This is a genomic window from Lactobacillus corticis (assembly GCF_018327645.1).
GTDB lineage: Bacteria > Bacillota > Bacilli > Lactobacillales > Lactobacillaceae > Lactobacillus > Lactobacillus corticis.
On the sequence record NZ_BMAY01000007.1, the window covers coordinates 23,229 to 48,637 of the forward strand.

Here is a 25,409-nt window from a genome sequence, read left to right on the forward strand (position 1 = left end):
CAACCAATAGATTTGATTATTTCATTTGTTCACGAACTTCAGCAGCAAAGTCTTCTTGCTTCTTTTCAATACCTTCGCCAACTTCGTAACGAACAAAGTTAACCAATTTAGCGTTGTTGTCCTTCAAGAATTCACCAACAGTCTTGCTGTCATCCATAATGTATTCTTGTGACAAAGCAGCAAATTGCTTATCAACTTGGGTGTTGTCAGAAACAAAACGAGCAAGCTTACCTGGAATAATTCTGTCCCAGATCTTTTCAGGCTTGCCTTCGTCAGCAAGTTCCTTCTTAATGTCTTCCTTAGCCTTGGCAATAACTTCATCAGTTAATTGTGATTCTGAACCATAAACTAAGTGAGGCAATGCTGGCTTGTTAACCAAAGCCCGACTTTCGTTATCTTGATCAATCTTGTGGTTTAACAAAGCAAGTTGTTCCTTAACAAAGTCAGGAGCCAATTCCTTAGGTGAAATCACAGTTGGCTTCATAGCAGCAATGTGCATGGCAATTTGCTTAGCCATAGCTGCGTCGCCACCTTCAAGAACAGAGATAACGCCAATTTGACCACCATTGTGTTGGTAAGCGCCAAATTCTTGGTCATCAGTCTTTTCTACAACTGCAAAACGACGTAAAACAATCTTTTCACCAATAGTAGCAGTAGCATCTACGAAAGCTTGCTTCAAAGTCATGCCATTACCCATTGGTAATTCATCAGCTTCTTCTTGGTTGGCTGGCTTGCCTTCAGCAATTGCCTTAGCAGCTTCCTTAACCAAATTTACAAACTTTTCGTTTTGAGCAACGAAGTCAGTTTCTGAGTTAACTTCAACGATTGCTGCGGTATTGCCTGATTCATAAACACCGGTTAAGCCTTCAGCAGCTACGCGGTCTGCCTTCTTAGCAGCCTTTGCCATACCTTTTTCGTGAAGGTATTCGATAGCCTTGTCCATGTCGCCGTCTACTTCAACCAAGGCTTTCTTGGCATCCATAACACCGGCACCGGTCTTTTCACGCAATTCCTTAACTTGACGAGCTGTAATAGTAGCCATTAAAGTTTCCTCCTGGATATTAGTCTTCGTCAGCTTCGTTAGCGACTTCTTCGATTGACTTTTCGCCGTCTTCGTCAGCCTTGCTTGCAAGTTCTGCTTCAACGCTGTCGCCTGCTTCACCTTGCTTGCCTTCGATGACAGCATCAGCCATTGCACCAGCGATCAAACGGATGGCACGAATAGCGTCATCGTTTGAAGGGATTACAACGTCGATTGGAGTTGGGTCAGTGTTGGTGTCAACCATGGCAACAACAGGAATGCCAAGCTTGTTAGCTTCGTGAACAGCGATCTTTTCCTTCTTAGGGTCAACAACGAATAATACGTCTGGAATTCTTGGCATATCTTCGATACCGCCCAAGTTCTTTTCCAATTTGTCCATTTCCTTAGTTAAAAGGGCAACTTCCTTCTTTGGCAGAACATCAAAAGTACCGTCTTCTGACATTTGCTTTAATTCCTTAAGACGCTTTACCCGGCTTTGGATAGTAGTCCAGTTAGTTAAAGTACCACCAAGCCAACGTTGGTTAACGTAGTATTGACCTGCGCGAGTTGCTTCTTCAGCAATTGAGTCTTGAGCTTGCTTCTTAGTACCAACAAACAAGAATACACCACCATCTTGAGCAACAGCCTTTACATAGTTGTAGGCATCGTCAAGCATCTTGATCGTCTTTTGCAAGTCGATGATGTAGATTCCGTTTCTTTGAGTAAAGATGTAAGGAGCCATTCTTGGGTCCCATCTTCTAGTTTGGTGACCAAAGTGGACACCTGCTTCAAGCAATTGCTTCATTGTAACAACTGACATAATGTAAATCCTCCTAGTTTTAATTCCTCTCAAGCGTTCATTTCAATCTCGGACCGAAAATGGCACCCCGAAATTGATCGCTCTTGATGTGTAATAAAAATGTGCATAGCACATTCTTTAATTTTACTAGCTTAATTTCTAAAAATCAACCTGATGCTCACGCAAAAAATGTTCTTTCCATTGTCTTGAGTGATGTTTAAACCAATATTCGCGTTTTAAGGCCAGACGCTTATCCTCAAATTCCTCATGATAAATCATTTTCACCGGTCTCCTAGTCTTGGTGTACTTGGCTCCCTTGCCTGAATTATGCGCGGCCAAACGTTTAGCTAAATCATTGGTAAAACCACCATAAAAACTGCCATCGCGGCAAAGCAAGACATAAAAATAATACTTTTCTTTGCCTAAGCGCTGCTCTTTTGCCTCAGGACTCTCAAACAAAATTTGCTTGATCTCTGGAAGATATTGGCCCGCATCGTCTTGAGTCGTTTTGGTTGCTGCCAGGACTACCCCATCACTTTTTCCATGCTTAACAGCAACTACCACTACTAGGTTAGCGGCATCCCCCTCATGTCCCGAATATGGTTGAATTTGCTTAACCGGCAAATCATGCTTCATGCAATAATACATGATTTCTCCTAATCGTTCCGGACGATGAACCATGATTAGCTTTCCCTTCATCTTCAAAAGGCCGGCTGCTTTTTCAATGACTTGTTCTAAGTTAATCATAAGTTCATGACGAGCAATGGCTTTTTTGTGGTCGGGATTTAATTTATGCCCCGCAGGAACTTTGAAATATGGCGGATTGACGACAACCTCATCATAGTAGTCCTTAGTTAAGATTTTAAAAGCATCACGTACGTTGCCCACATGCACCCTGATCCGATTTTCCATTTGATTTAAAGCAATGGAGCGTTGGGCTTGATCTGCAATTTCTGGCTGAATTTCAATAGCGTCATACTTTGCTTGATTAAAATAAGCCATGTACATGGTTGCCGCACAATTTCCTGCACACAATTCCGCCACTTTATGGCGATCCTTGATTAGTTCTTTAGCATGGTAAGCCATTAATAAACTATCAAGTGAAAAACTTAAAGCCGTTTTGTCCTGGATAATTTTTATGTCATCATTATAAATGTAGTCAATCCGTTCATTGGCACCAATGTCAACCATGGGGTAATATTTCTCCTTTAATGTTTTCTTTGCTATAATTCTACATATTAACACGGAGGTAAGGATATGTTCTATCGAATTATACGGCCAATTGTACGTTTTATTGTTTGGCTACTAAATGGGCATCTGCACGTCCATGGCAAGGAGCGACTGCCTGAAGGAAATTATATCCTAGTAGCACCGCACCGTACTTGGTGGGAACCATTACTATTTGCCCTTGCTGCCAGTCCACGAGAATTTATGTTCATGGCCAAAATTGAACTATTTAAAAATCCAATTTTGCGTTTCATTTTAACCCATGCACATGCTTTTCCAGTAGACCGGGAACACCCAGGACCATCAGTTTTAAAAACACCTGTCAAGGGTTTAAAAGATGGCAAACTGTCTTTAATAATGTTTCCTTCTGGAACGCGTCATTCCAGCGATTTGAAGAGCGGCGTTTTAGTGATCGCGCGTCTGTCAAAAAAGCCCATCGTGCCGGTGGTTTACCAAGGACCGCTCACTTTTAAAGGATTGCTTTTGCGCCGCGGGCTTGAAGTGCGCTTTGGCAAACCGGTAGATATTAAATTTCAAGGCAAAATGACCAAGGAAAAAGAAGCTGCGATGTTTAAGCAAATCGAAGCTGCCTGGGATAAATTAGATCAAGAACAAAATCCAAATTTTCATTACGTTGCCAAGTAATATAATATACACATACGAGACCATTTTTTGGTCTCCTTTTTTTATGGGAGTGCTAAAATAATTAGGAGTACTAAATTATGGAGGTAACAACGTGCTTGAAAAAACATTTTACAAAACCATGTTATCGCATTCTTTCACGATGCCTGTAAAAGTAAAATACTGGGATGGTAAGGAAGAAACTTACGGCAATGGTGAACCGCAAGCAGAAATCATCTTCCATAAGGTAATTCCCATTAAAGAAATAACCAATAGTGCCTCGCTAGCTTTAGGTGAAGCTTATATGAACGGAGACATTGAAATCAATGGCAGCATCCAAGCTCTCATTAACTCCGCTTATCAGTCTGCCACAAGTTTTATGCGTTCCAGCAAATTTAGAAAATTCATTCCTAAACAAAGTCACACGGAAAAGCAGAGCAAAGAAGACGTGCAAAGCCATTACGATATCGGCAACGACTTTTATAAACTGTGGCTTGATCCAACGATGACTTATTCTTGTGCTTACTTTACTGATGGCAATAATGACGATCTAGAACAAGCCCAAATTGCCAAAGTGCATCACATCCTTGATAAATTAGATCCGCAAAAAGGCAACACGCTCCTAGATATCGGCTGTGGTTGGGGCACCTTGATGCTTACTGCTGCCAAAGAATATGGCCTAAAAGTTACCGGCGTGACTCTTTCAGAAGAGCAATACCATTTAGTTCAATCAAGAATTAAAGAAATGGGCTTAGAAAATCAAGCCGAGGTTTTACTTGAAGATTACCGTGAATTGGGCGATCGACAATTTAACTACGTCACCAGTGTGGGAATGTTTGAACACGTTGGAGCAGAAAAATTAGGCGAATATTTCTCTGATGTTGCTAAATACTTAACTACTAACGGCGTCGCCTTGATTCACGGGATTACCCGTCAACAAGGTGGTGCCACCAACGCTTGGATTAATAAATATATCTTCCCAGGCGGTTATATTCCAGGCCTGGCTGAAATCGTTAACCGGATTACGGAAGCGGGATTGCAAATTGCTGACGTCGAAATGCTGCGACGGCACTATCAAAGAACCCTGGAAATTTGGGATCGCAATTTCAAGGCTGTCTGGCCAAAAGTCGAAGCTAAGTCAAGCAAGAAATTCTGCCGAATGTGGGATTTATACTTAAATGCTTGTGCGGCTAGTTTCGAATCTGGAAATATTGACGTTTGCCAATATCTCTTAACCAAAGGACCTTCAGGCAAGACCCTGCCAATGACGCGTGACTATATTTATTAAGATAAAAAGAAAGCTGACTCAAATGAGTCAGCTTTTTTTCTACTCAACTTCACCCGTTTGCTGCAAAGTGTAGAGCTTGTAGTAGTATCCATGTTTTGCCAACAATTCTTCATGGGTGCCACGTTCAATAATTCTGCCCTTATCAAGCACAATGATTTGGTTGGCATCACTAATCGTCGACAGCCTGTGGGCTATTGCCAAGGTCGTTCTTCCCTTACGCAGACTGCGCAGTCCTTGTTGTATCTTGCTTTCGGTTTCGGTATCAACATTAGCAGTTGCTTCATCTAAGACTAGGATCTTCGGATCAGTAACCAAAGTTCGAGCAAAAGAAATCAATTGACGCTCGCCGCTTGAAAATTCGCTCCCACCTTCAAATACCGGTTCATGATATTTGCCTGGCAGTTTTTCGATAAACTCATCAGCCTGAACAGTTTCGGCTGCTCGTTTGATCTGGTCGTCTGTAATATCCTCGTTGTACAATCTAATGTTTGAAGCAACGTCGCCATAAAACATAAATGGTTCTTGCAAGACCAGCCCAAGTTTTTTGCGTAACTCAGCTTTAGAAAAAGTTCGAATATCAAGATCATCGATCAGTACCTGGCCTTGACCAAATTCATAAAACCGCATCATGACATTAATAATAGAACTCTTCCCACTACCAGTATGGCCAACAATCCCTAAAGTTTCGCCTGGCTTAACCACAAAACTAACATCATGCAAAATTTCATGTTCCCCATCATAGCTAAAGGAAACATGCTTAAATTCTATTTTGCCTTGACTGATGGTATTACCCGCAACCGGATGTTGTTCAGGCTCATACTCAGTTTCATCCATGATGCGAAAAATTCTTTTTCCAGCTACCACCCCATCTGTGAAACTGGTCAAAGAATCCATCATATTGGACAAGGGGTTGAAGAAGTTTGAGACATATTGGCTAAATGCATAAATTACCCCTGCAGCCACAAAAGTTTTATGGAGCGGATAACCAAAATATGCCAAAACAAAGGTCAAAGCCAAGGAATAAAGCAAGCTATTTAAAGGTGATAAAAGGAAGGAATTCATCCGGATCATCCGTTTACGAGTTTCAAATTGTTCATCGTTGGTATGAGCAAAGTTTCCGGAAATTCGCTTTTCTTGACGGAATTCTTGGATAACTGAAATCCCCGTCAAGGATTCGTTTAACTCAGTATTGATTAAACTATTGCGTTCTCTAAATTCTCGATAGATTTTGGATATAAATTTAAGATAAATCCAAATGATCAACACATATAGGGGAACGAATAAGGCAACGATAATTGCTCCGGTTCGATTAGTCGTATACATTGCAATAACAGCCGTGATAATCGCAACAATTCCTTGAAAGATTGAAGCAAAGACTTGGAAATAGTCACTAATCGTCATGGTGTCATTAGTAACTCTCGATAAAATGGAACCGGCAGGCGTTTGATCAAAATATCTCATCCCTAGGCCATGCAATTTTTTATATAAACGTCTGCGAATCAGCTCCAAAGTCTTTTCTTTAGCTAAAGAGAAGCTGTAATCTCTCCCAAAATCGATAAATGCTATGGCAATTACCAGAAAAGCATACATCCCAGCATAGGCAAACACCAAGCGGTGATCGCTGCTGCCTTTTGCCAAGTAGTTATCCATAAAGTCTTGAATCGTGCGTGGCATTAAGATAGCTAAAATAGAGGAAATAATTGCAAAGCTACCAGCTGCAATAAATTCATACTTAAAGATACCGGCAAAACGAAAAATGCGTTTGGTAATTTGCCACTGCTCTTTGATTGGAATGGCTTTAGCCCAAACTGACTCATATTTTTGTGCCATCTTATGCCTCCACTTCTGCTTCTAATTCTTGTTTAGCCCACATTTGCGCATACCAGCCTCCCTGGTCTAACAGCTCTTGATGTTTACCGCGCTCAACTATCTTGCCTTCTTTTAAAACGACAATTTGGTCTGCATCTGCCACGGCACTAAGGCGATGAGTTGAAATAATTGTCGTCTTTGCTTGCCGTTCAGTTTTTAGATTATGCAAAATAGTTTTTTCGGTCTTGGCGTCTACGGCTGACAAAGCATCGTCTAAAATCAAAATTGGACTGTCTTTTAACAGAGCCCGAGCAATTGCCATTCTTTGCTTCTGCCCTCCAGATAAGGAGACTCCGTTTTCTCCGACTAAAGTTTCGTAATCGTCACTAAAAAGCTTAATATCATCATGAAGTGCCGCTTTTTTAGCTGCTGTGGTGGTTTCAGTCATGCTGGCGGCTGGATCTGCAAAATCGATATTATCTTTGATCGAAATTGAGAAGAGGAAATTTTCCTGCGGCACATAGGAAATCTGTGGCAGCAAGGAATCTAGAGGAATCTTGCGAATGTCAACTCCATCAACTAAAATTTGGCCAGCATAATTGTCAAATTCGCGCATCAATAAATCGATAATAGTAGTCTTTCCGGCCCCAATTCTACCTACAATTCCTAAGGTCTGACCGGGCTTAACGTGAAACTCGATATCGCTAAGAGCTGGTTGTTCGCCATCAGGATATTTAAAACTTTCGACCTCATAATCAATTTGACCCTTGATGGTTTTTGCGGGCCCTGGAGCGTCAATAACCGCACTTTTTTCGTTCAAGATTTTCATCACCCGGTCGTAAGAAGCGGAGCCACGTTCAAGAATATTGAAAAGTACCCCGATCGCAAACATTGGCCAATCCATGCGACCGATATATGAAACAAATGAAACTAACTGACCGAGACTAATGGTTTTATTAATAACCATCCCGCCTCCAAAAATAATAGTCAGAATGTAAGTCAAACCAATGATCAGATTGAACATTGGGTCGTACATCGAGTCGATTTTGAAAACATTTTTATTGATCTTAATCGTATCGTAAGTCATCTTGTCAAAAGCAGCTGCATCTTGTTCTGCTTGACCGAAGGTTTTTAAGACTTTGATGCCGGCAATTGATTCTTGGGTTTTATTATTTAGTCGCGAGAAAGCTGCTTGGGATTTGTCAAAAGCATCATGCAATCTGGTCCCCAAAAATCTAGCCCCTACTGCCAATAAAGGCATTGGGAGCATACAAATGATGGTTAGGCGCCAATCGATAAAATACATCATGGCGATCAAAGTGATCCCACCAGTAAACAAGGCATCTACTAAGGTTAAGACCCCATCACCAGCAACGAACTGAATCGCATTGATATCATTCGTAGCATGGGCCATTAAGTCACCCGTGCGATATTTTTGATAGAAGGTCCGGTCCATTTTGAGGTAGTGATCAAAGAGCTTTTGACGCATTTCTTTTTCTAATAAAGCAGCCCCGCCCCAAATTTCTTTTCGCCAAAAGTAACGACAAAAATACAAAAGCAGCGCTGAACCAGCTATTCCCAGAGTTACTAAAAAGAAAGTCGACCAAGTTATTTTTCCTTGATCCAAACGATCGGCCATAATACCTAAAAGTCTAGGTGGAATAATGTTCAAAAACGCTGTTAAAATTAAGAAACTAACGCCAACGATGTAACGCTTGCGGTTCGCCTTAAAAAACCAGCCTAATTTTTTAAAAGTTCCCAATTTTTTCTCCTTGATAAACAAAACAAGCGAAGGGGAAAACCCTTCGCACACACAAATAAGATTATTTTTGTTGATGTTTCATCATATTCATGACCTGGTTAACCTTCTTAGCAGATGGTTTTTGGCCCATTTGAGACATCATCGCAACAATCATATCTTCATTAATAGGAGGATTTTCCTTAAAATATTTCTTCATGTAAGCCCGTGCACCATAAAAGCCGGCTATTACACCAACACCTAGTGCTACGACTATTAAAAAGATAGCTAAGCCTGTATTCATCATATTAAAAATCCTCCATAACAAAACAATCTTATTATATTCTATCAAGCATCGACCATTAATGAAAGACTAAATTAATCTTTTCGCAAACCTTTTTTTCTTTGGGCTGCTTTGGCCTTTTCAGAAGTTATCTCTTTGCCGTTTTTATCAATGATCACTAAATCTTCAATTGTTTGTTTGAAGCCAGCTCGAAAGTTTTTAATGTATTCCTCGTGAAGTTTCTTTCGTTCAGCCTCTTCTTCAGGAGTCAAGCCACCATTTTCTTTTTTATGGTAAAGCTCGTTAATTCGCTTTAAAATATTCTCTTGATTTTCATTTTCTGCCATCGCTTATTACCTCCATGACCTTGGTTAATTTAACTATACCTAAATTATTTTTAAAAGAAAAGTTCAGTGCATTATTTTCAAACAAAATAAAAAGCCCTCGTTCTTGAGAGCTCTTTAATCGCATTAACCGCGACGACGTTCTGGAATTCTTGCGGCCTTACCATGAAGTGAACGCAAGTAGTAAAGCTTAGCACGACGTACACGACCTTGACGTACAACTTCAAGCTTAGCAACACGTGGAGTGTTAACTGGGAAAGTACGTTCAACGCCGACACCTGAAGCAATCTTACGAACAGTGTAAGTTGCGCCAATGCCGTAGCCCTTCTTCTTAATTACAACGCCTTCGAATAACTGAATACGTTCGTGAGTACCTTCAACAACACGTACGTGGACACGAACAGTGTCACCTGCACGGAAGTCAGGAATGTCGTCACGTAATTGGTCTTTAGTTAAATCGTAAATTAATGGATCCATAAATATTTTCTCCTTCTACGATATTCATCAACATCTTGTGCCAGCGGAATACCCATAGTTTCAAAATTCCGCGATAAATTTTACCGCTTTTGCGATTATACCAAATTTTGTCTTATTTAATCAAGCTGTTCTTGCTAAAAAAGACTATTTTTCTGCCTCTTCAGCCTTGATTTCATTTAACATTTTAACTTCTTCAGCGCTCAATTCGCGCGCTTCCAGCATATCTGGACGGTGCAAATATGTAGCCCGCAAAGCTTCTTTATGGCGCCATTCTGCAATCTTTTGGTGATTTCCGCTAATTAAGACGTCAGGTACTTTCTGCCCTTCAAAATCAGCTGGTCTGGTATATTGGGGATATTCGAGCAAGCCGTGAGAAAAAGATTCTTCAACCGCACTGGCACTATTGCCTAAAATACCCGGCAGCAAACGAACCGTTGCATCAATCATCGACATCGTTGGTAATTCGCCGCCCGTTAAGACATAATCGCCAATCGAAACCGTCTCATCGGCCAAATCATAAATTCGCTGATCAAAACCTTCATAGTGGCCGCAAATAAAGGTCAATTCATCTTCTTTGGCCCATTCTTGCGCAACTTGCTCATTAAAGGTGCGTCCTTGCGGGGCCGTAATGATTACCTTTCCTTTTGACGGCAATGAATCAAGGGCTTTTTTAATTGGCATGATCTGTAACACCATCCCGGCTCCTCCGCCGTATGGAGTATCATCTACGTGGTGATGCACATCAGTGGTAAAATCACGAAAATTTACCAAATTGAGCGCCCATTTGCCGTCTTCAAGTCCGCGCCCCAGCATCGAGGTTTTTAATGGCGTAAACATATCAGGAAAAAGCGTTAAAACATTAATCTTCATCGCGCAAACCCTCAATCAACTCTACCTTAACCATTTTCTGGTCAACGGCAACTTCTTTGACGAAAGCATCGACAAAAGGAAGCCAAAATGTCTTGCCATTTTCTTCTTTAACCTGCCAAATGTCATTAGCCCCAGGCTGTTCGATATCAATAATCTCGCCGATCTTCTCACCAGTTTGATTATCAACCACTTGGCATCCCAGAATTTCATCAAAGTAATATCCTTCTGCCAGCTCTCCTCGCTCTTCTTTTGAAACCGTGAGGATTTTTCCCCGAAGCTTTTCAGCTTGAGCAATTTCAGTTACCTCGGCAAATTGCACTAACCAAAATTGCTTAAAAGGACGTCCATTTTGGACGGTAAGAGCAGTCGTTGACCCTTTTAAGTAAAGCTTGGTACCAGATTTAAAACGGTCTTCAGGAAAATCAGTGATCACTTTTACCTTTACTTCACCCTTCAGACCATGAGTTGTCAAAATCTGCGCTACGTCGTAAAATTCCATTTTCACCTCTAAGTTAGAAAAAAAGCCTGGAGCCATAACTCCAGACTTTAAATCATCAAATTACTTGTTGTACTTTGATTCGTGCAGCTTAGTCATCAAGCCAGCGCCTGAAAGAAGTGAACGAACAGTGTCTGAAGGTTGTGCACCCTTCTTCAACCAGTCAAGAATCTTGTCTTCGTCCAACTTCAATTCCTTTGGAGTTGCAACTGGGTTGTAGTAACCTACTTCTTCGATGAAGCGACCATCACGAGGTGCACGTGAGTCGGCAATAACGATTCTGTAGAAAGGCTTTCTCTTGGCACCCATCCGGTGCATACGAATTTTTACTGACATAAATTGATTTCCTCCTAAAACTTAACGAATATAAATATATCACTAAAAAAAGACCCTGTAAAGTAATTTTACTTTGCAGGCCTCTTTTTTTCAAAAGATTATGAGTGGAAACGTTTGATTTTCTTTAAGCGTTTCTTCTTGTTCTTCTTAAATTGTTTATTCATCCGGCGCATTGCCATTTGGGCCATTGGCGAATCCATCCCCGGCAGGCCACTCAAGCCTTTCATATTGCCCTTTGAGACCTGATTCATGAGATCGCGAGCTTGCTTAAACTGCTTGATCATCCGATTTACCTCTACCACCGGGCGGCCCGAACCAGCAGCAATTCGGCGCCGGCGACTTGGGTTCAAAAGTTCTGGATCTTCTCTTTCCGCAGGCGTCATTGAGTACACAATCGCCTTAGTATGGGCAATTTGCGCTTCATCGACATTTAAATTCTTTAATTGCGGGTTGTTGGCCATTCCTGGAATCATTTTCATAATTTGGTCCAGAGGCCCCATCTTTTGCACTTGTTCTAACTGGTCAATAAAGTCATTGAAGTCAAAAGTGTTCTCCCGCATCTTTTCAGCCACTTTTTGGGCTTCTTTGGCATCATAATCTTGCTGAGCCCGTTCAATCAAGGTCAGCATATCGCCCATTCCTAAAATACGGGAAGCCATTCGATCTGGATGGAAAGGTTCCAGATCGGTCAATTTTTCACCTTCACCAGTGAAGAGGATTGGCTTGCCAGTCATGGCTCTGATTGACAAAGCCGCACCACCACGGGTATCACCATCCAACTTGGTTAAGATGACGCCAGTTATATCGAGCCGTTCATTAAAAGTCTTGGCTACTTCAGCTGCCACTTGACCAGTCATGGCGTCGACAACCAATAGGATGTTATCAGGTTGAGCAACTGCTTTGACTCGCTCCAGCTCTTCCATCAATGGTTCGTCAATTTCTAGCCGACCTGCCGTATCGATAATGACGTAATCGTTCTTATGCTGGTCTGCCTCTTCTAAACCATGCTTAACAATTTCAGCTACATCTTGATTGTCTTCAGTGTAAACAGGTACCTCGACTTGCTCACCGATTTGCTTTAACTGGTCAATTGCGGCCGGCCGATAAATGTCCCCGGCAATTAACAAAGGACGGGCATGCTCTTGTTTTTTCAAACGTAAAGCCAATTTACCAACCGTTGTAGTTTTACCGGTACCTTGTAAACCGACCATCATGATAATTGTTGGGATATGCTTTGACTTAGTCAGGGTGACATTTTCTTCACCCATCATCTTAGTTAGCTCTTCATTAACAATTTTAATTACTTGTTGGCCTGGATTAAGCGACTCTTGGACTTCTTTACCTAAAGCTTCTTGCTTAATTTTCTTGATAAAGTCCTTGACCACCTTGAAGTTGACATCGGCCTCAAGCAGGGCCAGTCTGATCTCCCGACTAGCTTTGTTGATATCCTCTTCACTGATCTTCCCTTTACCAGTTAAATTTCTTAATGCTTTCTGCAGGCGTTCGCTCAAATTTTCAAAAGCCATAAATTTGCTATTCTCCTCTGATTATTTTCTGCATTTCATGTAATTTGGTTACTGCTGCTGTTTTTTTATCTTGGGTCAGCAATTGCTCCGTCTCATGAGACAACTGATCTAAGTGCGTCAAATCACGCTTAAAATGCAGTTTAGCTTCGTAATCTTCCAATATTTTGGCAGTTCGTTTGGTATTATCATAAACTGCTTGACGCGAAACTCCATGGTTAGTGGCTATTTCGCTCAAAGACAGGTCATTATAATAGTAGTCTTCAAAGTAATCTTGCTGTGCCTTGGTCAATAACGGACCATAATAGGCATAAAGATCGCCAAGACGTTCATTTTTAGTCAACTCATCCATGAATCTTCACCTTGAATCAGTATAGCAAAAAAACCGTTTGCTTCCCACAATAGCCGGTTCTTTTCGTCAACTTTAAATAGTAACCTCACCAACTAGGTTGCTGGCAAATAAATCGCTGATATCAAGTCCTTGGCCTAAGCCCCACATTAATTTAGTAATCGCACTTTCACTAGTCATATCCCGCGCTGTGATCGCCCCTTCCAACAGCGCCAGCCGACCAACTTCATACTTAGTAAGATCGCTTCTTTCATATAAACACTGACTGCTGGCAATAACCGGGATGCCCCGTTTAATCAAATCACCAACTGCTTTAACCATATTTCTGCGCGTAAAGGTCATCCCGCCAAGGCCGTAAGCTTCAATTACGATCCCCTCGCACCCAGAGTCGGCCATCGCATAGAGCAACTTAGGATCAAACCCCGGAAACAGTTTAACCAAAGCCACGTGCGTATTGATCTCTGCTTCCAAGCGACAAGCTAATTGAGGACGCTTTTGACAAAATTCTCTGAATTCTGGATCAAAAACCATGCCGTCAGAGGTTACTTTAGCAACTGGAGGCACGTTCACGCTTTCAAAGGCATCAAAATTAGTAGTGCGTACTTTGACCGTGCGACAGCCTAACATAATTTTGCGATTAAAAGCTAAGTAAATGCCACTAGGGCAAGTGGCAGCAGCGGCAAAAGCTAAACGGAGATTATCGGCCGCATCGCTTAAAACCACATTTAAGGGCACCTGGCTTCCAGTCAAAACTACCGGAATTTCAATGTGCTGCAGCATGAATGACAGCATGGATGCCGTATAAGCCATGGTATCAGTCCCATGCGAAACTACGATACCATCATATTTGAGGCGATATTGATAGATCTTTTGCGCAATTAATTTCCATTCTTCCGGTTGAATATTAGAAGAATCCAATTGCAAGATATCTTTAACATCCACGTCATAAGGCAGCGTGCCTAACCGTGCCAATAGATTTTCACCGGATTCTTTTGGCACTAAACCACTTTCTGAAACCGCTGAAGCAATCGTACCGCCAGTTGATAATAAGAGAATTTTTTTCATGGGAGTGACTAACCTTTCGTCAAAAATTGATCAGGACCAAGTAGCTTGATTTTACCACTTTATCACGTCTTATCAGAATTTTAGCAAAAAAAGAGGAGTTTTGACTCCTCTTAAACCGTGACTAAAAAAGCACTATTAAAACTACATGGTTAATCTTTCATCATGAAGACGATTCTTTTTCACTCCCAAATCAAGGAATTCTTGTTCAAGATCCAAGACAGCCAAATTAGGACCGACGATAAAAAAGTGCCCTTCTTGCAGTTCTGCTTTCGTCAGGACCTTGGCCAATTCAGCTTGGGAATAGCGATGGACCTTGCTCTGATAGCTAATATTGCGATGGCCTTGGGCAAAATTGCGCAATTCGGCATCAAAATATAATTCTTTTTGGTCGCTGCTGGTCCAAATTAAGTGAATTTTTCGCAGGTCCCCGTACTGGTATAACAAACTCCTCAGTGGAGCAATCCCTGTCCCCAAGGCATATAGCACTATGGGGTTGTCGAGCGGCAAACTTTTAAATTCCTGATCAAAAAGTCCGTATGGCCCCATTAGCTTAATTGGCGTATTGGGTTTTATTTGAGAAATCTTCCGAGTAAGGTCGCCTTTTTCTTGAATCACAAATTCTACCTCAGCGGCATTAACGCGATTGGCAACTGAGAACGGGTGCCACTCCCGGCCAAGTTTTTCCATAGGAAACTTGATGAAAAAGATATCACCAGCTCCATATTGCTGCTTTTTGGCAAATTTGACCCGAACCAAACGGACATTTGGGGACAAAGCTTGATTGTCCACTAAAATCCCCGCCCTCATTAAATTATTTGGAAGATATTTTTGATATAAAAAGCAGCCTAAAAAGAAGATCGTGTAAAAGTCAAAAAGCAAGATAAATGGCAGCAAAATCGCAATTCGATTTATGAGATGAACGTGTAACCATATTAATCCAATAACTACTATTTGAAGTCGGTGAATCCACATAGTTATTTGCTGCTTAAAGACTTTTTCTAACTGTGCCTTTATTTTAGCAAAGATTTGAAAACTGTCGGTCAACCAACCGGATAAAAAGATAATCGCATAAAGCAGTCCAAATACCGCCAAATACCAAGCCCAATCTCCAGTTAATTTTATTGGTTGATGCATTGAAAAGGCATTTTGGCGATGAATAAAAGCTGCAATAATAGCTGTTATCCCGAGAAGACCATGAATCAGATAAATTTTAGGCAGGCCAATTGCTTGCTCAAGATACTTTGGCCTCCCAGCTAAATATAAAGCAGCTAACCACCACACATAAGCCAAAATACCAAAATCATAGATTACTAAATTTCTTTGGGTATCTAACAATTCGGTGTTGAGCAAGACAATTAAGGGCAAGGGCAAAACCAATAATATGATCAACCACAGGCAAAAAACGGAAAAGCGACTAGATTTGCGCATTATTTTACTCCAATTCGTTTTAACCACCGATTGACACTAGGTTCTGCCTTGGCAGCATCATCACCGGTAACTGAAAAGCCAGATAAAACTTTGGCTTTAGGGAATTGAGATTTGAGTTGTTCCTCGGTGTTGCCCAAACCTGATCCTTGGTGCGTGGTAAACGGAACTAGGGTTTTGTTGGCTAAGTCTTTTTGCTCCTTATCAAGAAAGGTTCTGACTACCATTGGATACTCGCTCCACCAAATTGGGGCTCCAATAAAAATCGTGTCGTATTTTGCAACATTAGGCAGTTTATTTTTAATCGCTGGACGAGCATTATTTTCTTGCTCTTCTTGCGCTACTTCAGTCGTTCTGTCATAGCTCCTTGGATATTTCTTTTTCGGCACAATTTCATATTCATCGGCGCCGGTCGCCTTTTGTATAAAATCGGCTACGCGTTTAGTATTGCCGACTTTTAAGGGACCATTATAAACGCCCTGCCTTCTTGAGAAATAAACCACCAAAATTTTTCCCGCACGCTTTTTGGCCTTGGAAGTAGTTCCATTGCCACTGTTAGTGCTGGTTTGAGTTTGGGACGAAGAACTGCTCCCATTATTTTGCCCACGACTAAAATCCCAAGCAAATACTAATCCAACCAATACCAGCAGGATGCCAATTAGCAAAGCTCTTCTCTTTCGCATATTTTGTACCTCCTATAATAGCTTATCGATGTTTTAATTATAAATTAATGATTGTTTATTAAAAAATGCCAAAAGCGTATTATAGTATGCGCACAAGGCATGCTGGGGCTAACAAAAAAAGCTGACCTAGGTCAGCTTTTTGCTATAAGTTTGCATCCATGTTAAAGGTTAACTTCGACATCTCAATTGACTTAGTAAACATCTCACCCCAAAGCTTTTCGGTATCTGCCTTGGTATGAGCAACCGTCTTTTGGTTTTCGCTAGTCAAGTAAGCAGTCAGTTCTTCACCACGCTTGCCTGCCGCCCCGGCAATAATTTCTTCAACCCGGCCACGGAAGTAGCGGTTCAATTCTTCAAGGTACTTGATGTCTAATTGCACGAATTGTGGGTAGTGGCTTTCAACCAAAGCGGCAAATGACTTGTAGTACCACCAAGCATCATTCAAGTTGTATTCCATTGAAGTATTATTAAAACTTGGATCAGTATCATTCATATTTGTGAAGAACGGAATGAATGGGGTAAAGGTTGGTCCACCAATGCAGAGCCACATGATGCCAGCCATTTCTTCAGGAACATCGCTTCTGATTTGTAAAATATGGGCATTTTGCGTCCGGTTCAAACCAATTGGACGGTAGCGGTGCTTTTCTTCTTCAGTCCCCTTGCCAAATGGGTCAAATGGCGTGTCTTGATAGTGACTGCCTAAGATATATTCAATATCTTCGCGACTAATCAGTTTGCTCGTCTTACGGATAAATGGCAAATCGGGATCTTCTGGGTCCTGTTCGATCTCGGGGTTAAAGTACTTTTGCCCGTACCAAACTCGGCTGGTATTGTAGTGACGGTCTTGTTCCGTATAAGTACCAAAAATGTGCCGGAAGTTCCAACCTTCTTTGTCGGGATTTAATTTATGTTCAGCGACAAATTCTTGGATTCCTTCACTCCACATAAAATTGTCCGGATCATTAAAGTCAACTTGTTCAATTGAAACCCGGTTGGCCGCAATCGCATAACAATCATCAGGGATGCGTTGAGCAACCCAATGATGGCCAGTGACGATTTCCATGTACCAAACTTCATCTTTATCACTAAAAAGCACGGAATTGCCGGCAGGTGAGCCAAATTTCTTGATTAATTCGCCTAAATAGCGCACGCCATCGCGAGCAGAATGAATATATGGCAGCACGACTGTTTGCATACAATCTTCGTCCAGCCCATCAACAACCAATGGATCAAAGGCCAAGGTTCTTTCATTGCCATAAGTTGATTCAGTACATGACATTGCGACATTTTCTTCATTAATGCCGCTTTCGTCGTAATAGCCCCGATGCTTATAGTCAACGTTCGGTACTGCTGGAACACGCTGCGCATCTTCAGGTAATTCCATTTCAAATTTGTTTAACCAAGACTTGATCTTTTTACCCTTTTCACCATTTCTAGCTGGTTCAATGATGAATTTTTGCGGGGTGATGGGACGAAAAGTATCGTCATTCCGGGCAATCATGGTTGACCCATCAATTGAGGCATTTTTCCCCACTAAAATAGTCGTACATGCAGAATATTCTTTCATAATAACTCCTATCTTAATTTTTACTCAATATCTACTCTAGTTCTATTCTATCGTTAAACCAGTCCGTGGAACAAGCCAATCGCGTAATCAGCTGCATTAAAATCAGCCAAATCTTCCGCTTTTTCACCTAAACCGACCAGCTTAACCGGCAATTTCATTTCATTTCTGATTGCTAAAACAACCCCGCCTTTAGAGGAACCATCCAGCTTGGTTAGCACCAAACCAGTGAGTTTGGTAGTTTTATCAAAATCTTTGGCTTGCATTAGCGCATTTTGGCCGGTCGAGCCATCTAAAACTAACAAAGTTTCGGTTGGCTGGTCTGGCAACAATTTCTTGATCGTACGCTCGATTTTTTCCAGCTCATTCATCAAGTTGACTTTGTTTTGCAACCGTCCCGCAGTATCAACTAACAAGTAGTCATAATCTTCATCTTTGGCCTTTTGGACGGCATCATAGACGACTGAGGCAGGATCAGCTTGGTCAGCCCCGGCGACTACCGGAACATTGGTTCGGCGTCCCCATTCTTTTAGCTGTTCAACCGCACCTGCTCTAAAGGTGTCAGCTGCAGCCAAGAGAACTTTTTTGCCTTGCTTTTGATAACGCTGGGCTAGTTTTCCGATCGTGGTGGTCTTGCCGGCGCCGTTGACGCCAACGAACAGGTAAACAGTAGGTCCTTGGGCGCTAGTACGCAGCTGCTCGTTTTCGCTTGAGCCATTTTGGTCATAAATATCAACTAATTTTTCAACGATCACCTTTTTGAGTTCATCGCGAGATTTGGCATTTTGCAATTTAGCTTCATCCCGCAAAGCATCGGTCAATTGTTCAGCCGTTTCATACCCTACATCGGATTCAATCAGCAATTCTTCCAGATCATCAAAAAAATCTTCGTCAACAGTTCTAAATTTAGCAAAAAAGGCATTTAACCGCGCACCAAACCCTTGATTGGTCTTTTCAAGTCCTTTTTCATACAGTTCGGTTTGGGTTTCGGCAGCTTCATTTACTGGTTCTGCTGGAGCAGTTTCAGTTCCGCCATTTTCGGAAGTTTCAGCTTCTTCAGCTGGTTTACTTTCAACCTCGGCAGTCTCAGCTGATTCTGGCTCAGCAGCTTCGGTCTCAGCTGGTTCGGTCTCAGTTTGTGCTGCGTCGTCGTTTTTCTCGCTAGCTTGGTCGGCAGCTTCATTTTTGGCTTTATCCTCGTCCTCACTGCCAAAGAGCGTCTTTTTGATCTTATCAAATAATCCCAATTATTCCACCTCGTCCTTAATATCTTTCAATGATACTGATAAAACTTTAGAAACGCCAGATTCCTGCATGACTACCCCAAAGAGTTGGTCTGCTTGCTGCATCATGCCTCGCCGGTGCGTGATTACAATAAATTGCGTATGCAGGTCATATTTTTGCATAAAGCGGGCAAAGCGGGTCACATTGGTTTCGTCCAAAGCCGCTTCAACTTCGTCCAATACGCAGAAGGGAACGGGGCTGACTTGCAGCATCGCAAACAACAGCGTAATCGCCGTTAGTGCCCGTTCTCCCCCAGAGAGCAAACTTAGTCTTTGCAGTTTCTTGCCAGGTGGCTGAGCAATAATTTCAACGCCTGTGGTTAAAAGATCGTCAGGATCGGTCAAAATCAGTTTGGCCTCACCTCCGCCAAAGACCTGTGGGAACATCTGCTTGAAACTGGCAGCAATTTGCGTAAAGGTTTCATTAAAGCGATTTTTCACTTCACTATCAAGCTCACTCATCGACGCTTCCAGGTTTGACCGGGCTTGAATTAGATCGTCCTGCTGGTCGTGCAAAAAGTCGTACCGTTCTTTGACATCTTCATATTCTTGAATTGAAGAAAGGTTAACTGGTCCAATGTCCTCTAGCGACATCTTGTGAAGTTTAACTTCCCGTGCCAGCTTTTGCCGATTTTCAGCGGTATTCTCCCCAGCTGCTTGGTCTAAAGCAGCTTCATAAGTTAACTGATAATCATTTGATAAAGTGTCCAAACGTTGGTTAATTTGCTCGTTTAGTTTGGCAATCTTAACCGAAAATTGTTCTTGCTCTAAGGCAGCATCTTTACGCAAATCATAATTACGAGTAGCTACCTGATCAAGTTGACTAATTTTCGCATCAAATTGTCCTAACTTAGCACTCAATTGGGCAAGCTTAGCACTATTCTCGCCTTTTTGCTGATCCAGTTTATCCGCTTCTTGGCGCAAATCGGCCTTACGCTTATCTGAAAGCTCACCATTTTCAGCTAAGGCAGTCAGTTTTTGCTTTAATTCTGCTTGACTAGTTTCTTGATCAGTTAAGCGTTTGGTTTTTTCTGCAATTTGCTGTTTAAGGTTTTCAGATTTATTTGCTAAAACCGCAATCTTAGGATCTAATTGGGCAACTTGGGCTTGAATTTCTTTGCTGGCTTCATTGAAATTCTTAATTCTTTGCTCTAAAGCCGCAACTTCCTGCTGCTCTTTGTCAGCTAAATCAGCCAATTCAGTTTGCCGATCCGTTTTATCAGTCATTTGTCGGGTAATTTCAGAAATTCGAGCGGCTTTAGCAGCTTTCCGACTAGTAAATAACTTTTGCGCATCCTCTAGGCGTTTCACTTCTTTGGCTTGATTCTGGTAGGAAAGGGCTTCTTCACTAAGAGTCTGATTTAATTCTTGCAAGTTCCCCTTGAGCTTTTCCAGTTCTTGACTCGATTTCTCCTGGTCCTGCAAAGTAGTTGATAATTCTTCTTGGAGACTTTGGGCGTTTTTTTGCAGCTGTGCTATTTTATCTTGCAGTTGTCTAATCTCGGCACTTGTTTGTAAAGGCGAGTTGTTTTTACGGTTGCGCTCGCCACCAGTCATTGAACCGCCTGGAGCAATCACATCCCCATCAAGGGTAATAATGCGATAGCGATTTACGCGTTTTTGAACTTCCAGGGCCGTTTCAATGGTGTCAACAACGATCACTGTGCCTAACAAATAATTGATAGCAGCAGAAATGTCAGTTGGACTATTAGGAGCTACTAAGTCGCTAGCAATCCCTTGAAAACCAGCATATTGTTCAAGCAACTTAATCGTTGAACTCGGAATGGCATAATTTCGCAAGCCATCCAGCGGTAAAAAGGTTGCCCGGCCAGCGTGCTTTTGCTTCAAACGATTAATACTATCCCGTGCACTAGTTCGTGATTCAGTAATCAAATCCTGAACCCCGCCCCCCAAGGCCGTGGTTATGGCGGCTTCTAGTTGGGCCGGAAAAGTGATTAATTCTCCGACTGCCCCAATGACACCGGGGAATTGGTCCAAATGGTTAAGCACATTGCGAACGCCAAAGTAGTAGCCTTCGTGCCGTTTTTGAATGTTAACCAGCGCTTCATGCCGCGCTTCTACTTGGTCCAGCTGACGATTGGTTTGATTAGCCTGCTGGCGCAACGCTTGCACCTGCGCAATTTTTTCATTAGTTGCTTGGTCTAAGCGTTTGATCGCTTGCAGCAGGTCGGTCCGCTGAGTCTTATCGGTTTCACCCGCTTTGCGCAATTCTTCCAGTTCTTGCTTAGCCTTAACCAGTTCCTGACTGCTGTCCTCAGCTTCTAGACTATGGTCATTCTTGGCCCGTTCTAACTCTGCCTGCAAGTAAGCTAGTTCATTTTTGGCACTAGTTTGATCTTGCAAAGTTTGAATATAGGCTGACCGCGTATCCTCAAGCCGCTTAGCTAATTGGGCTGGGTCTTCTTTAAGCTCAGCTTGCAATTTAGTTTTTTGCGCTGTTAAAGCCTCAGCTTCATTTTTAACGGCATTGCTTGCTTTTCTTAATTTAGCAATATCCGTTGTTAAATCCTGGATGTTTTTAGAAGCAGCTTGCAATTGCTTTTGGTACTCATCTTTGGTTGCAGTATCAAATTGTTCTGACTGCTCAGCAACTTGCAGTTTGGTATTTATTTCCGATAATTTTTGGGTCAATTCTAACTGCTTTTCCTGCAGTTGCTGGCGCGTATCAGCTAATTGATTGTAGGCATTTTTTTGCGCTGTTAATTTTGCTTGAGAATCTTTAACCTCAGTATCTAGCTTGGTTAAAATCTGTTGATTTCTGGCAGCTTGATCGGCTAATTTGTCCTTTTCACTGGCAAAATCACTGATTTCAAAAGCCAACAAAGTCTTTAGTTTGGCATCAAGGCCAGCTTTTTGAAACTTGTATTCCTTAGCTAAACTACTTTGTTCATGCAAGGGCTCTAAACGACCAGAAAGTTCTTTAACCAGATCATTAATTCTAATCAAATTATCATTGGTCCGTTCAAGTTCCAGTTCGGCTTCATGCTTTTGTTCTTTAAAGTGCAGAACACCCGCAGCCTCTTCAAAAATTACCCGGCGCTCTTCTGGACGGGAATTTAGGATTTGATCAACCCGTCCCTGAGAAATAATCGCCAATGAGTTTTGCGAAATTCCCGAGTCTAAAAATAAGGCACGGACATCTTTTAAGCGAACTTGCTGATTGTTAATCAAATATTCCGATTCGCCTGCTCGTAAAATCCGCCGACTGACTGCGACTTGTTCGCTATCCATTGATAGTCCGTGATCGCTGTTATCAAAAACCAGGGTTACACTGGCCCGGTTCAATGGCGGACGCGTATCGCTACCAGCAAAAATAACATCTTTCATATTGCTGCCACGCAGCGATTTTGCACTGGCTTCACCCATAACCCAACGAATGGCTTCGGTAATATTGCTTTTACCGCTGCCGTTGGGGCCAACAATACCAGTAATGCCTTTACTGAAATGAATGGTCGTTTCATCGGCAAACGACTTAAAACCATTAATAATCAGTTCTGTTAAGGGCATCTAGCTATTCCTCCTACTCAAGCTTGGAAAGTGCTGCTTGGGCAGCAGCTTGTTCAGCTTGTTTTTTATTATGACCATTTCCTTGCGAAATGACTTTACCATTGATGTGCAGCTCAACTACAAAATTGGAAGGCTGCTGGCTCTCTTGAATCGTGACATATTCGATATCAACCGGTCCATTTTGTTGTAAAAACTCTTGCAAATCAGTTTTATAATCACGTGACGCATTAAACTTTCCGGCTGCAATCAGCGGATAAACCGTAAGGTGCAGAAAATGTTCGACTGCCTTCATGCCTTGGTCAAGGAACAAAGCACCGTTAAAAGCTTCAAATACATCTTCTAATAACGTTTTCCGCTTCCGTGCGCCAGCTAGCTCTTCCCCGCGCCCTAAATGGATTTCGTCTTGGAAACCACATTCGACAGCAAATTCGGAAAAGCCTTCAGTCCTAACAATATTAGATCTTAAACGGGTAAGTTCCCCTTCATTCAGTTTAGGAAAATGGCGGTAAACAAAATCACTAATTGCCAATTCCAAAACAGCATCGCCCAAAAATTCGAGTTTTTCATAATTTCGAGGACCTTCGGGATGCTCATTGGCATATGAAGAATGAGTAAAAGCTTCTTCTAGTAATTTTTGATCATTAAATACAATTCCATAATCGTCTTTTAAACGTTTGATAAATTTCTTACTAAGCATACTGTTCCCCTTTGTATATACTAGAGATTATACCAGTTTTAAGACCAGCAAAAAAAGGGCACTTCCATAAGAAGTGCTCTTTTACTGAAATATTTACTTGGTTAGGGCAACATTGTACCAATTTGGATAGCCATTGCCATTTGATTTTGAAGGACGCAATGAATAACCAGTAATATTTTTGTTTATTGCTTTAATATCATAACTATTAGCAACTGGCACAACATATGCCTCTTTACTCATGTATTGTTGCCATTCATGGAAAGCCTTAACCCGATAATTTTGGTTAAATGATTTGGCTGAATCCATTTCCGCTAATAGTTTATCATTTTCCTTAGATGCAAAACGGCTGTAGTTAAACGGAGCTGTTCTGGCATATAAATCGCTTTGCGATGGTTCACTAGAAAGCGACCAGGCACCAATAAACATGTCAACATTTGGATCATCATTTTGCAATTTGTCGTAGAAGGAATTGAACTCAATCAAGCGGCCTCCAGTTAAGACCACATGCAGACCCATTTTCTTCCATTGCTGAATGTAATTTTGGATGATTGGCTCTTGGGTAGAACTTCCAGTCATGGCAGCCAATTTAATGGTTAGCGGCTTACCATTTGGTTGAACGCGGTAAGTCCCCTTCTTCTTATAGCCAGCCTCATCTAAAAGCTGATTACCCTTCTTAATGTTATAGCTGTATCCCTTAACACTATCGTCAAAGTAAGCCCCATATTGTTTAGGAATCAAAGTTGGGATTCTAAATGAAAGCCCAGAATTATAGTGCTTGTAAACTTGGTTAACATTCATGCCGTACGCAATCGCTTGACGAAGAGCCCGATTGTTCATTTTTGCCTTAGGGTTCATGACGTTTTCGCCTTTTTTGGCATCCCACTTACCTACTTTAAAGCCCAAGTAGGAGTAAGCTAACGGAATATTGGCAATAAAGTTAACGTTTTTGGTGCCCTTAATCTGTGACCATTGCGAGTTAATCACACTGGCAACATCAAATTTGTTTGACTTGATTGATTGCGCCAGCGAGTTAGGCGAAATTACACTGGCAACAATTTTAGCAATTTTCGGTTGCCCCTTGTAATAGTAAGTATTTGGCACCCAGGTTGCCGATTGTCCCCGTACCAATTTTTCTAACTTATATGGTCCGAAGAATAATGGCTTTTTGCGAATTTTATCACTTGATTGCAATTTTGCAAAAGGAACATCCTTTAAGTAGTGATATGGTGCGGCTGCTTCCCAAATGTAGCCATTCCCGGAGGTATTCATACCTGGTTTCATGGTCTTAAAATGTAAAACTGCAACGCGACCATTTTCACCATCTGGCATTTCAAAGCCAGAGATCGTCTTAGCTTTACCTGCCCGGTATTCTGCCAAGCCTTCTAAGTTTGCTAAGCTAGCAGAATAGCGCTGAGAATTAGTAGCCTTGTTGGCAATAATTTCATAAGCATATTCATAATCTTTAGCAGTAACCTGCTTGCCATCTGACCACTTGACGCCCTTCTTGATGGTTACAGTAGCAGTTTTGGCCTTTTGGTCAATCTTAATTGTCGCTGCTCCCTGATCGGTGAAACGATAGTGGTCATCTGTAGCAAAAAGGGATTCGTCCCCATATTGCATGACTTCTGAGTCAGTCGCACCGGTTTGCAATTCATCATTGAAAATTCCAGTAAACGGCGTATCGGTGACCACGGCAACCTTCACAGTACCGCCCTTTTTAGCCTTTTTTTGGGGTACCGTAGAACTAAAACGAGCAACTGTTTTAGTTTCATCCCGATCGCTAGTTTGGGAATTGCCACAGGCAGACAATAAAAGTGCTGTCGCTGAAAGCGCAAAGACACTTCCCAGCACATGTCCTTTCTTCATAAGAACCTCCAATATCATACACAAATATTGGAACAAGTTGATGCAAACCATCATATCATTAAATTTATGCGCTTTCAAACACACAAAAAACAGGCATCCAACTGATGCCTGTTTTTC

General features: G+C 41.8%; 23 protein-coding genes. 2 read left to right on the forward strand and 21 right to left on the reverse strand.

Annotation, left to right across the window (positions count from 1 at the left end; translation table 11 throughout):
* Positions 1–16: 16 nt before the first annotated feature.
* The 3 genes from tsf to KI210_RS05520 all read right to left on the reverse strand — a co-directional run bounded on the left by tsf (position 17) and on the right by KI210_RS05520 (position 3,011).
* Complete coding sequence (gene tsf, locus KI210_RS05510) at positions 17–1,042, reverse strand: translation elongation factor Ts (RefSeq protein WP_212780904.1); 1,026 nt, start codon at positions 1,040–1,042, stop codon at positions 17–19.
* Between the two features lie 19 nt (positions 1,043–1,061).
* Positions 1,062–1,841, reverse strand: coding sequence for a 30S ribosomal protein S2 (gene rpsB, locus KI210_RS05515; protein ID WP_212780905.1), 780 nt, complete (start codon positions 1,839–1,841; stop codon positions 1,062–1,064).
* 138 nt (positions 1,842–1,979) lie between these two features.
* Positions 1,980–3,011, reverse strand: coding sequence for a GIY-YIG nuclease family protein (locus KI210_RS05520; protein ID WP_212780906.1), 1,032 nt, complete (start codon positions 3,009–3,011; stop codon positions 1,980–1,982).
* Positions 3,012–3,077: 66 nt separating this feature from the next.
* Between KI210_RS05520 and KI210_RS05525 the strand changes: the two genes are divergently transcribed.
* Both KI210_RS05525 and KI210_RS05530 read left to right on the forward strand, forming a co-directional pair.
* Complete coding sequence (locus KI210_RS05525; protein ID WP_212780907.1) at positions 3,078–3,692, forward strand: lysophospholipid acyltransferase family protein; 615 nt, start codon at positions 3,078–3,080, stop codon at positions 3,690–3,692.
* A 91-nt stretch (positions 3,693–3,783) separates the two neighbouring features.
* Complete coding sequence (locus KI210_RS05530; protein ID WP_212780908.1) at positions 3,784–4,956, forward strand: SAM-dependent methyltransferase; 1,173 nt, start codon at positions 3,784–3,786, stop codon at positions 4,954–4,956.
* 39 nt (positions 4,957–4,995) lie between these two features.
* On the opposite strand, the gene KI210_RS05535 is transcribed toward KI210_RS05530, so the two are convergent.
* The 18 genes from KI210_RS05535 to KI210_RS05620 all read right to left on the reverse strand — a co-directional run bounded on the left by KI210_RS05535 (position 4,996) and on the right by KI210_RS05620 (position 25,292).
* Positions 4,996–6,786, reverse strand: a complete 1,791-nt coding sequence (locus KI210_RS05535) for an ABC transporter ATP-binding protein (protein ID WP_212780909.1) — start codon at positions 6,784–6,786, stop codon at positions 4,996–4,998.
* Between the two features lies 1 nt (position 6,787).
* Positions 6,788–8,527, reverse strand: coding sequence for an ABC transporter ATP-binding protein (locus KI210_RS05540; RefSeq protein ID WP_212780910.1), 1,740 nt, complete (start codon positions 8,525–8,527; stop codon positions 6,788–6,790).
* Positions 8,528–8,588: 61 nt separating this feature from the next.
* Positions 8,589–8,807, reverse strand: a complete 219-nt coding sequence (locus KI210_RS05545; RefSeq protein ID WP_212780953.1) for a YneF family protein — start codon at positions 8,805–8,807, stop codon at positions 8,589–8,591.
* Between the two features lie 74 nt (positions 8,808–8,881).
* Complete coding sequence (locus KI210_RS05550; RefSeq protein ID WP_212780911.1) at positions 8,882–9,133, reverse strand: DUF896 domain-containing protein; 252 nt, start codon at positions 9,131–9,133, stop codon at positions 8,882–8,884.
* Between the two features lie 123 nt (positions 9,134–9,256).
* The gene (gene rplS, locus KI210_RS05555; protein WP_212780912.1) at positions 9,257–9,607 is read right to left on the reverse strand and encodes a 50S ribosomal protein L19; all 351 of its coding nucleotides are present in this window, start codon (positions 9,605–9,607) and stop codon (positions 9,257–9,259) included.
* A gap of 144 nt (positions 9,608–9,751) precedes the next feature.
* A complete protein-coding gene (gene trmD, locus KI210_RS05560; protein ID WP_212780913.1) occupies positions 9,752–10,477 on the reverse strand; it encodes a tRNA (guanosine(37)-N1)-methyltransferase TrmD in 726 nt (241 codons plus the stop codon).
* Positions 10,467–10,976 carry a ribosome maturation factor RimM gene (rimM, locus tag KI210_RS05565; RefSeq protein WP_212780914.1) on the reverse strand — a complete coding sequence of 170 codons (510 nt, stop codon included), beginning with the start codon at positions 10,974–10,976 and terminating at the stop codon, positions 10,467–10,469. Before rimM ends, trmD begins: the two co-directional genes overlap by 11 nt.
* Positions 10,977–11,036: 60 nt before the next feature.
* Positions 11,037–11,309 carry a 30S ribosomal protein S16 gene (rpsP, locus tag KI210_RS05570; protein ID WP_212780915.1) on the reverse strand — a complete coding sequence of 91 codons (273 nt, stop codon included), beginning with the start codon at positions 11,307–11,309 and terminating at the stop codon, positions 11,037–11,039.
* A 98-nt stretch (positions 11,310–11,407) separates the two neighbouring features.
* Positions 11,408–12,835, reverse strand: coding sequence for a signal recognition particle protein (ffh, locus tag KI210_RS05575; protein ID WP_212780916.1), 1,428 nt, complete (start codon positions 12,833–12,835; stop codon positions 11,408–11,410).
* Positions 12,836–12,842: 7 nt separating this feature from the next.
* A complete protein-coding gene (gene ylxM, locus KI210_RS05580) occupies positions 12,843–13,184 on the reverse strand; it encodes a YlxM family DNA-binding protein (protein ID WP_212780917.1) in 342 nt (113 codons plus the stop codon).
* 72 nt (positions 13,185–13,256) lie between these two features.
* A complete protein-coding gene (locus KI210_RS05585) occupies positions 13,257–14,246 on the reverse strand; it encodes an asparaginase (protein WP_212780918.1) in 990 nt (329 codons plus the stop codon).
* A 141-nt stretch (positions 14,247–14,387) separates the two neighbouring features.
* Positions 14,388–15,674, reverse strand: coding sequence for an FAD-binding oxidoreductase (locus KI210_RS05590; RefSeq protein WP_212780919.1), 1,287 nt, complete (start codon positions 15,672–15,674; stop codon positions 14,388–14,390).
* Positions 15,674–16,354, reverse strand: a complete 681-nt coding sequence (locus KI210_RS05595; RefSeq protein WP_212780920.1) for a flavodoxin — start codon at positions 16,352–16,354, stop codon at positions 15,674–15,676. Before KI210_RS05595 ends, KI210_RS05590 begins: the two co-directional genes overlap by 1 nt.
* Before the next feature lie 142 nt (positions 16,355–16,496).
* Entirely contained in the window at positions 16,497–17,921 is a 1,425-nt protein-coding gene (locus KI210_RS05600) for a C69 family dipeptidase (protein ID WP_212780921.1), read from the reverse strand.
* A gap of 53 nt (positions 17,922–17,974) precedes the next feature.
* Positions 17,975–19,165, reverse strand: a complete 1,191-nt coding sequence (ftsY, locus tag KI210_RS05605; RefSeq protein ID WP_212780922.1) for a signal recognition particle-docking protein FtsY — start codon at positions 19,163–19,165, stop codon at positions 17,975–17,977.
* On the reverse strand, positions 19,166–22,729 hold the full coding sequence (gene smc / locus KI210_RS05610; RefSeq protein ID WP_212780923.1) for a chromosome segregation protein SMC: 3,564 nt from the start codon (positions 22,727–22,729) through the stop codon (positions 19,166–19,168).
* 13 nt (positions 22,730–22,742) lie between these two features.
* Positions 22,743–23,426 carry a ribonuclease III gene (gene rnc / locus KI210_RS05615; protein WP_212780924.1) on the reverse strand — a complete coding sequence of 228 codons (684 nt, stop codon included), beginning with the start codon at positions 23,424–23,426 and terminating at the stop codon, positions 22,743–22,745.
* A 93-nt stretch (positions 23,427–23,519) separates the two neighbouring features.
* Positions 23,520–25,292 carry an oligopeptide ABC transporter substrate-binding protein gene (locus KI210_RS05620; protein ID WP_212780925.1) on the reverse strand — a complete coding sequence of 591 codons (1,773 nt, stop codon included), beginning with the start codon at positions 25,290–25,292 and terminating at the stop codon, positions 23,520–23,522.
* Positions 25,293–25,409: the final 117 nt, after the last annotated feature.